The sequence below is a fragment of the Paenirhizobium selenitireducens ATCC BAA-1503 genome, assembly GCF_900492185.1.
GTDB lineage: Bacteria > Pseudomonadota > Alphaproteobacteria > Rhizobiales > Rhizobiaceae > Allorhizobium > Allorhizobium selenitireducens_A.
In genome coordinates this window covers 1-6,499 of record NZ_UEYP01000030.1, presented here as the reverse complement: position 1 = coordinate 6,499, position 6,499 = coordinate 1, and the positions used below count along the sequence as shown (strand labels likewise).

At 57.0% G+C, this 6,499-nt stretch carries 4 protein-coding genes; 1 reads left to right on the top strand and 3 read right to left on the bottom strand.

Annotated elements, in window-relative coordinates; genetic code table 11:
• Positions 1–1,076: 1,076 nt before the first annotated feature.
• From RHIZ70P_RS22150 to RHIZ70P_RS22140, 3 genes are all read right to left on the bottom strand, one after another.
• On the bottom strand, positions 1,077–3,089 hold the full coding sequence (locus RHIZ70P_RS22150; RefSeq protein ID WP_115672727.1) for a methyl-accepting chemotaxis protein: 2,013 nt from the start codon (positions 3,087–3,089) through the stop codon (positions 1,077–1,079).
• Positions 3,090–3,418: 329 nt separating this feature from the next.
• Positions 3,419–4,426 carry an alpha/beta fold hydrolase gene (locus RHIZ70P_RS22145; RefSeq protein ID WP_115672725.1) on the bottom strand — a complete coding sequence of 336 codons (1,008 nt, stop codon included), beginning with the start codon at positions 4,424–4,426 and terminating at the stop codon, positions 3,419–3,421.
• Positions 4,416–6,032 carry an RcgA family putative transporter gene (locus tag RHIZ70P_RS22140; protein WP_115672724.1) on the bottom strand — a complete coding sequence of 539 codons (1,617 nt, stop codon included), beginning with the start codon at positions 6,030–6,032 and terminating at the stop codon, positions 4,416–4,418. The genes RHIZ70P_RS22145 and RHIZ70P_RS22140 overlap by 11 nt, the downstream gene beginning before the upstream one ends.
• A gap of 108 nt (positions 6,033–6,140) precedes the next feature.
• On the opposite strand from RHIZ70P_RS22140, the gene RHIZ70P_RS22870 reads away from it, so the two are divergent.
• The gene (locus RHIZ70P_RS22870) at positions 6,141–6,497 is read left to right on the top strand and encodes a hypothetical protein (RefSeq protein WP_147294050.1); all 357 of its coding nucleotides are present in this window, start codon (positions 6,141–6,143) and stop codon (positions 6,495–6,497) included.
• The last annotated feature ends 2 nt before the right edge of the window (positions 6,498–6,499 follow it).

Here is a 6,499-nt window from a genome sequence, read left to right as displayed (position 1 = left end):
GCTATCAAGAGTTCCGCGAAGCCATTGCGGACACCAACCATGAGCGTCACCACGAACTTGTCGAATGGTCGGGCGGCACACACTACGATCCTGGCGAAGTCGACGCCGCCAATCTACGCAAAAACGTCGAGGCTCTTGCCGCAAAGTGGAAGCGCCGATCGCGAAAGAAAGGCTGAACCTGCGGTCCTCGGCGAATGCTTACCTTGCGCGCTTGCCCATTGGCGCGATCGGCGACCTATCGTAAGAGCGGTACAGGGCAGGGTAGATGGGCGGCCGATCCCGGCCGTTCCTTGCGGATGCGAACCGGCGACGCCGGTTCTCCGTCTTCTGATCCAGGTTACAACAGGATGGATCTGCCCGCTGCGCTCCGAGTGATGAGCGCTCCGCTCCTCGGACAGCTCTCCATTTCAACTTGTTTCAAGGTGTCTATAGCGGCGGTTAGCCGCTCGGCTCGGATCGATCGGCGCCAGTCCGAGATCCGAGGCGGACAATGAAGAACATCGGAGCTTTCAGCATAGCGCCGCCCCTCCTTCAGGGGCGGGAAAGCGGGAATTCTCGACACGGTTTTGACGGAAATAGGGAAGCCGCAGGAGGCTTAGCATAGCGCAGCGAGCGGAAGCCGGGACCGACTTCCCCCGGCAAAACCGTTCCTTGCCTCTACAGCCTGGGCGTCGCATTCATGATGTAGTGGCCAATCTGGGTGCTGCCCCATGGTGACGGCTAAGTCAGCTCATAATTGATGTCCTCGATATTGAAGGCAACAAGACGGATCGGGAAGATGGCCTCAGGCTTTGAGCATTTCGCCATCGCAGCGACCGACCCATATCACCTTATGGCAATCTTCTTATCTATGGCTGCGTCCTGGTATGATATTCACAACCGGCGTTCCAACCTAAACCGCTACCAGATTATTCTACCGACCCACTCGGCAGAGAGCAGGGCCATAGCATATGCAACGAAACACTCCCCAAACCCTTCCCGCGATCAGTTTGGAGAGGGTCTGTTCTGTATGCGGTTACCGTGTGGCCGAGAGTGAGGCCATCTTGGCTTTCAACGGCCTATCTGATCAATCCGGACTAAAAATCTTGCCAGTCTTTCGACGTGTCGATTGCGGTATTGCCTCTACTGGCAAATGCGTTGGCAATCTTGTTGCCGAGACGCTGCACGGGAGACTGAGCAGAACCACCGCGCTGGACGCTCTCGCTCGTCGAAGGGGCGTAGGCGCGGGTGCGGGCGTTGGTTTCTGCCTGTCGGTCGGCGCTTCGGTTGTTTGCGATCTTGAAGCGTGTCACGACACTGTCGAGCGTAAGTGCTTCTTCCTTCAGCGCGCGACAGGCGGCGGTCGTCTCTTCCGCCATGGCCGCGTTTTCCTGCGTGACGCGGTCCAGCTGGTTGACGGAACTGTTAATCTCAGAAATGGCCGTCGACTGTTCCTTGGAAGCGGTGACGATTTCGCCGATCAGATCCGTAACCTTGAGAACCTGCCCTTCGATTTCCATCAGCGCCTTGCCGGTTTGGTTGACGAGGGCAACGCCATTCGAGACATGCGAGGAAGAGGTGGTGACCAGTGTCTTGATCTCCTTCGCAGCAGATGCGGAGCGCTGTGCCAGTTCGCGGACTTCTTGGGCCACCACGGCGAAGCCCTTGCCGGCTTCACCGGCGCGTGCCGCCTCGACGCCTGCGTTCAGCGCTAGCAGGTTGGTCTGAAAGGCGATTTCGTCGATCACATTGATAATCTGGCCTATCTGGTTGGACGAGTTGGCGATTTCATCCATGGCGGCAATGGCGTCCTTGACGACGATCGCGGATTTCTCGGCACCGCCGCGTGTCGCCACCATCATAGCGCTCGCTTCGTTTGCGCGTTCGGTGGAGTTTTTCACCGTCGTCGTGACCTGGTCGAGCGCTGCAGCCGTCTGTTCGATGGTTGCCGCCTGCTGTTCGGTGCGCTTCGAGAGGTTATCGGTCGCATTGGTCATCTCGGATGCGCCGTTGCGGACCATCGACGTCGAAGAGGCAATTTCGCCGAGCGAGCCGGCGAGCGTTTCCAAGCTGGTGTTGAAACCGACGCGGAGGTTTTCGTAGGCGTCGGTGAAGGGGTCGGCGATCCTGAATGCAAGGTTGCCCGCAGCCAGTTCGTTGAGGCCCTCGTTCAGGCGGCCAATAATCGTCTGGCGGTTCTGGTCCTCAGCCAGCTTCTCTGCGGCTATGGTTTGCTCCCTTTGGATTTCCTGTTCGCGCAACGCTTCTCTCTGTTCGCGGTTCTGCTTGCGTTCAATGGCATTGGCTCTGAACACCGAGACGGAATTGGCGATAGCGCCGATTTCGTCCGTCCTCGTTACGTACGGTACGTCCTTCGAATAGTCTCCGCCTGCCAGATGACCCATGTAGCCCTCGATCACCCGCAGCGGTGCAAGAGCCTTGCGATTGAGATAGTATGACAGGACGGCACCACTGATCAGTCCGAGCGCGATCAGGGCCTTCATAAGGATACTGAGCGACTGGGCTTCCTCGGTCAACTTCTGGAAATTGGCCTCGGCATTCGCCGTCGCCTTCTTCACGATGTCATCCACCAGGACGTCAGTCGCATCGACTTCGGCCTGCAGCTGGTCGGCAACGCCGTCGAACTCACCCATCATCTGATTGCCAGCATCGGGACCGCCGGAGACGTATTTCTCCGCCATTCGCTTGCCCGCGTCGTAAAAAGCGAAATAGCCGGTTTCAACCTTGCCGATCTGGGTTGCAATCGCGGGTTCACCCAGTGCCGTGGCCAGCAGTTTCAGTTCTTGGACATTCTGGCGAAGTGCTGTCGCAGATTCTTCGGCCAGCTGGAACCCGTCATCAAGCCCATCCTTGCCCTGTGTAGCCGAGACGTCGGTCAACGATTCCTGCGTGCTGACAATATCCAGTTCGATCGTCTTCTGTAGCCGCACTAGCTGCAGGACCTGGTCGCTAAGCCTCCTCTCGGCACTAAAGATATCGATACCTGCCTGCAATTGGTTTTCCGTCAGATAATCAGAAAGTGTAAGGGCGCCGGCCGCAACCGTAGAGAGAGACATGATACCGAAGGGGATGAGCATGCGTAGTTTCATGGAAGCGACTTTCTGGATTCGCGATGAAGGTACTGGCAAGCAAGCAGAGCCTTACCAGTTAGGGTATATGCAAAATCAATTCCTGCTGGGCTCGGAAACGAAATGCAGAGCGGAATACAAGAGCAGGCTAACGGACTAACCTCTGTCCTCGCCACCCTCTCTCCACCCGTCAAATTTAGGCGTCATATCCCAAGGAAATCTTAATTTATGAGACGACGGTCCGGAATTTGCTCAAGGATGACCAAGCAGCACTATAATAAAGGTCGGCACCCAGCTTCAGTTAGGTCACGGACTGCTCATTGGGGTAAGCCCTTAAGGTCTTCACTGCTTCATTTCTTTTGCAACAGAAACCGCTTCAGGCTCCATCCGGCTCCCAAGATGTAGGGTGGCCGCCCAAGAGAGTAGTGCCCACAATTCAGCCGCAGCACGCCCACTCTGGCGCCGGCATTCTGCAGCCGCCCCAGCAGGCGTTCTGACAGGTCCGGCAAAACAACCATATCCCTCGATGCCAGTATGACATGAAGTTCGAGGCCTGGCCGCGCCAGCCTGTCTGCATGGTTTTCGAGATTAAGGGGTGCCCAAGCTCTTTGCAGCTGGGCAAGCGTAAGACGCGGCTCAAGGCTCTTCCGGATCGATCGGGTTGCGCGCCCGGTCCATACCATTTCAGCAAGGCTTCCTGCCGTGAGGAAGAGAGACGCCCGCCCAACAGTGGGCTCATGCGCCGCTACCAGTCCGGCAACCCACGATCCAAGGCTCATGCCGAGAACGGAAACATCCTGATAGCCCTGACACTTCAGCCAGCGGATAAGTTTCCGCCCGTCCCATACCGCCTGCCTGAGGGCCTGGACTGTTCGGCCGAGATTGGCGCTGATCATGTAATCAGCGTAGAGCGAGCCTGGCCGGCTCCGCTCGAAGTGATACGGCATCGCTATCTCGATGACCGTAATCCCTCTGCTCGAAAGGAAACCAGCGATTTGGCTGTTCCGCCTTGTGGCGTTCCAGTGATGGAAGATCACCAACGCCCGATCGCGTTTCCCGCTCGCGGTGACCTTGGCCCACACGATGTTGTTTTCAGCAACATCGGTTGCAACGTCTGAAGGGAATGTCAGCCATCCATCCCGCAGCTCGAAGCTTTGATCGCTCGCATCAGGCGGCTCAAAAAAGCCCGGATCAACGGCGGACTTTTCCGCGAGAACGCAAAACCCCTCTACCGTTTCAGCCGCCCCCATGCCGGGAAATGCACGATCGGCGTCCAGAATGAGGTCCGTGGTCTTCTTGGCCCCTTCGCCGCGCTGTGCGCGCCCCTCGTCCCAACGATCCAGCCAATTATGAAACATGGCTGTCGCCTCTTATCTCACGGGCACGCCAAGCTGACTCAAACGCCGGATCGAATAGACCATAGGTCGCAATGAGCGCGGTAACGATCAGCAAAACAGAGAAACCATCGAACGCGTCGATCAACATGTATGAAACGAAAAGCAAACCGATCACCGCAGACATCTTCCACAGGGGGGAACGAAGCCGCCGATCATCCCCCAAGCGGATTGCTCCATACACAAAGACGCTGCAGGTCGAAAGCACGACGAGCAAGCTGCTGTAGTGTGTGGGCATGATGTAATCGAAGGTCCTATCTCCATCGTCGTAGTCTGCCAGCGCAGCCCAGACATCGCGGACCAGCCATGTCACGAAATCCGGGCCCTGCGATGCAAGATAGGCACTTTGTGCCTTCATGCAGATGGCAGCAAGGACGACGAGCACGGAACATCTGAAGACCCCGCGCATGATCCGCAGACCGATTTCACTGGTGTCCGGCCAAGCTCTCTGCTCGCCAAGGAGTTCAGTTGCGCGTTTAAGCTTCCATAGATCATGGATGATCGTATGCAGCAGGATCAGGCCAGCGAACAGCAGGTAGAAGCTTGTGGACATGTAGAGATAGGCAAGGGCGGTAAATACGATTGCCGCCGGCGTCGATAGGATATCCGGCCTGATGATACCGATCGTCCCCCAGCTTGGGGCAAAATCCTGCGCTTGCTCAAGCAGAGGGATAAGCTGCACACCGATCCATTGGACCACGCCCGCGAATAATATGCAGATCAGGAAAACTGCCCAATAGGTCTGTGAGTTGGCCTGCAAATGTAGCGTCCAGGTGTCGCCGCTTCTTACACGATCAGCCTCCGCCAGTAGCCTGAGCCGGCCATCATGCTTCCAGAAACCCAGAAGCTCGATGACGACGGCGAAAAACAGTGGCAACAGCACCATGAACAGGAAGGTCCAGTTCGGTGCCCAGAGAAAGCCAACCTGCTTCTCGATACCATCCGCGCGCATATAGGTGATGCTATGGATTCCCAAAATGTAAGAGAGGAATCCGAGGGCGGACGAACCGGCGAAGATCCAGGCCGGCAAGTTCAGATGTGATACGTGCGAAAAAATCGCCTCGGTCTTGCTTGCCAAACCCCTTGGCCGCTCCGCTGGCATGGTTTGAAGGTCCACCGAGACGACGGGCGTTAGCGGAACCTGGTTTTTTTCTGGCGCTGACGTGTCAGGCACACGCAGGGCAGTCGCAGTCGAGCCACCGGTCTTCTTTTGATCCCGCCGCCTGGCGGTCAGGCGCGCTTGGGCCGCGCTGAGCTCATTCAGCCAATCATTCGTCGCCTCGCGATCGTCGCAACCGAAGATGCGTGCCAGCCAGCGAATGTTGGCCGGGCTGATGCCTTTGTCATTCTCCTGAAACCAGAGCTGGACGGTGCGAAGATCCACTCCGACACGGTTGGCGTCAATCTTTGAGATGGCATCCGCCAGCAGCTCCGGCGTCCACGGGCCTTGGGGAAAACCGTCTTCACCCAACAGGCGTCCGGCACCCGCAGCAGCCATTTTCTTGAACAGTTCCTTGAAATCGCTTCCATCCGCCGGCGGTGGAACAAAAATCTTACCGTTTTTTTCCAATGACTTACAGCCCAAGATTTCGTCTTGTTTCGTATCCTATCGTGCGTTGTGGACGATTTGATGGTCTGAGACGATCCCCAATGCAACTAGATCGGTGAGGCATCCGCCATGCTACTGTCGTCATCCAGTTCGCGTTCGTCCTGTGAAGCAATTGCCGCTCGATGCACCAAAACGGCTCCGGCATTGTCCACGCCCAGCAAAGTGGGAACGGAGATCGCAGCTGGTGCGACAGGAGAAAAATCCTCGCTTCGTGAGCTGATCGATCAGCATTCAGCGGCAGTTCAAGGGGGGAAAGAGGCGAAGGCGAGCCGCCAGGCAATCATCAATTATGAGCCAAAAGGCGACGGTGAAGCATATCTGAAGCTGACCTATCTGGCCGGTTATCTGATCGCGACCAAGAGCTCATTATCTATCCAAGAGCTGAAGTCGATTTCTGAGAACTCTGGCGCTCGTAGACGCCCCTGATG

Bases quoted from the DNA above. Each gene is read 5' to 3' on its own strand.
- RHIZ70P_RS22150 (WP_115672727.1), bottom strand. From the start codon at position 3,089: ATGAAACTACGCATGCTCATCCCCTTCGGTATCATGTCTCTCTCTACG.
- RHIZ70P_RS22870 (WP_147294050.1), top strand. From the start codon at position 6,141: ATGCTACTGTCGTCATCCAGTTCGCGTTCGTCCTGTGAAGCAATTGCC.
- RHIZ70P_RS22145 (WP_115672725.1), bottom strand. From the start codon at position 4,426: ATGTTTCATAATTGGCTGGATCGTTGGGACGAGGGGCGCGCACAGCGC.